This window comes from Lamprobacter modestohalophilus (assembly GCF_016583905.1).
Taxonomy (GTDB): domain Bacteria; phylum Pseudomonadota; class Gammaproteobacteria; order Chromatiales; family Chromatiaceae; genus Lamprobacter; species Lamprobacter modestohalophilus.
The window spans coordinates 1-2134 of record NZ_NRRY01000132.1; the positions used below are offsets into that span (position 1 = coordinate 1).

At 62.7% G+C, this 2134-nt stretch carries 5 protein-coding genes; all 5 read right to left on the reverse strand.

Annotation, left to right across the window (positions count from 1 at the left end; translation table 11 throughout):
* A partial coding sequence (locus CKO42_RS26245) for a DUF2887 domain-containing protein (protein WP_200252313.1) occupies nt 1–298 on the reverse strand: 298 nt, incomplete at its 3' end.
* Between the two features lie 76 nt (nt 299–374).
* A complete protein-coding gene (locus tag CKO42_RS26250; protein ID WP_200252316.1) occupies nt 375–644 on the reverse strand; it encodes a HEPN domain-containing protein in 270 nt (89 codons plus the stop codon).
* Nucleotides 637–957 (reverse strand): nucleotidyltransferase domain-containing protein, encoded by a 321-nt coding sequence (locus tag CKO42_RS26255; protein WP_200252320.1) that lies wholly within the window; start codon nt 955–957, stop codon nt 637–639. Before CKO42_RS26255 ends, CKO42_RS26250 begins: the two co-directional genes overlap by 8 nt.
* A 103-nt stretch (nt 958–1060) precedes the next feature.
* Nucleotides 1061–1900 carry a glycosyltransferase family 2 protein gene (locus CKO42_RS26260; RefSeq protein ID WP_200252323.1) on the reverse strand — a complete coding sequence of 280 codons (840 nt, stop codon included), beginning with the start codon at nt 1898–1900 and terminating at the stop codon, nt 1061–1063.
* A partial coding sequence (locus CKO42_RS27000; RefSeq protein WP_207148839.1) for a hypothetical protein occupies nt 1897–2134 on the reverse strand: 238 nt, incomplete at its 5' end. The genes CKO42_RS27000 and CKO42_RS26260, both read right to left, overlap by 4 nt.

Here is a 2134-nt window from a genome sequence, read left to right on the forward strand (position 1 = left end):
CACGCAGGAACACGGCCATGCCGAGGACTTCATGCTCGGGGTTCTCCTCGCCATAGAGCCCGATCTTGGCGGCGAGGTTGTACAGGGACTTAGCCTTGGGCTGGGCCTGAAACTCGACCACATAGGCGGGGCCTGAGTGGCCGTCGGGCGCGACCAAGCCATCGAGTCGGCGCTCGAGGCTTTTGAGGGTCAGCGAGCAGACCGTGTAGGCGCCTTCAAGCCGCAGTCCGCCGGTGAGCACCCGAAAGGCCTCGGGGCCGCTGCGCAGAAACAGATAGATCGGGTGGTCGGTCTTCATGATCGGCAGGATAGACGAAGACCAACGCGCTCGGATAGAGACAAAAACGTGGTCCGTCCCTGAAAAGCACTCGAGCTCATAGCGCGACGCTGGTCGTCCCGGCCGGGAAGCCGGGACCTAGCCCGACACAGGTGTCGACCAGCAGAACCAAGTCATGGACACGGCGAATCGGCTGTCCACGGTGAGCAAGAAAAGCCTTGAGCGCCTTTTCGCCAGCTTGCTGGCAATGGTAGACCGCCGTATCGAGATACGGAGGCGTGCCATCCAACAGGCGTAAGGCCGAAGCAAGATCACGTTCAGCCTTTTCGATCCACTCGCCAGCCCCGTTAGCGCCGGTGTTAGCCATAAAGGACTAACCCACGGGAGAGCACGTCGTGATCAAACGATGAAGCCACACCCGCCTTGCGGTTCGCTTCCGTCCGGGTTCGCACCACCAAGTCCACGGGAATGTTCACGCCATGCAAGGCATGGTAGGCCCGCCGTGCCAAACGATAGGCTGGCTCTGACTGGTCAGGCACAATCACGTACAAATCCAGGTCGCTGTCGCTGTCGGGCTCGCCCCAGACATAAGAACCAAACAGCACCACCTGCACGGGTGCGAGCGTGGCGACGATTCGATCCGTCACCTCCCGGATCTTGCTATCGATCGTGCGTTGCATCACGACATCTTCGTAGAAGAAACCAAGGGCCGAGTCTGAAAACTGAACGAAGAAACGTCAAGCACACGAAATGGAGGGAGCGGTGGCCGAAATCACCCCCTCCTCAGCGGCGCACAAACTGCGGCAGCTTAGACAGGTTCTTCCACGCCAGTGCGCTCAACGCCCCCAGGGGACCCGTACCCGGCGGGCCACCTAGGCCCTGCCGGCGCAGGATTTGATAATCCTCCCAGGACTTTTGGGCGATCTGCTTGAGGTTGCGGTTGCTCTTGCCACCCAGGCGCATGCGCACCAGTACCTCGGGCACATAGACCACCCTGCCCTGCCGATGCTCAGGTCCCTGCTCGTGCCGATCCCCCTGCCCATCCCCCGGCCCCTCCAACGGCCCCTCCAGCTGGCTGAGCACCCGCAGCATCAGGTCATAGTCCGCGGCGATGCGGTAGCCTGTATCGAACACGCCGACGCGCTCGTAGACTGAGCGGCGCAGAAACAGCGTCGGATGCGGTGGCATCCAGCCCCAGCGCAGCCGTTGCGGGCGAAAGGCGCCGGCGCGCCAATGGCGGATCACGCGGCGGGTGTCGTCCGCGGCCACATAGACCAAGTCGCCATAGAGCGCCTGCACCGCCGGATCAGCAAAGGCCCGCGCCACCCGCGCGAGCACCTCGGTGTCGGCATAGAGATCATCGCTATGCAGGATGCCGATCACCTCTCCAGTGGCCAGGGCGAGGCCCTTGTTGAGCCCAAAGTAGATGCCGCCGTCCGGCTCGCTGACCAGCACCCCGAGCTGATCACGCCGGCGCTGCAACCGCTCAAGGGTGCCATCCGTGCTGTCGCCGTCGATCACCAGATGCTCCCGATCGGCATGCGACTGAGCGGCCATCGCGTCGAGGCAATCGTCGATGGTTTGCACCGCGTTACACAGCGTTGTGATCACGGAAATCTTCATGCCAAGATCAACTCCTGAGTCCAGTCACGATTCACGATGACGACTGCGTTGAGAAAACCGTCGTGCCGATTCATGCCTCCGTCGTGCCGGCTCATGCCTCCGTCGTCCCGGCCGGGAAGCCGGGACCTAGGCCATGGATGGTGAGCGGGCAGCAACCTGCTGAGCTTTGGTGTTTGCTGCGAGGTTGCTTTCCCTGCACGGGATTCCGGCTTCCCGGCCGGAATGACGGGGGAG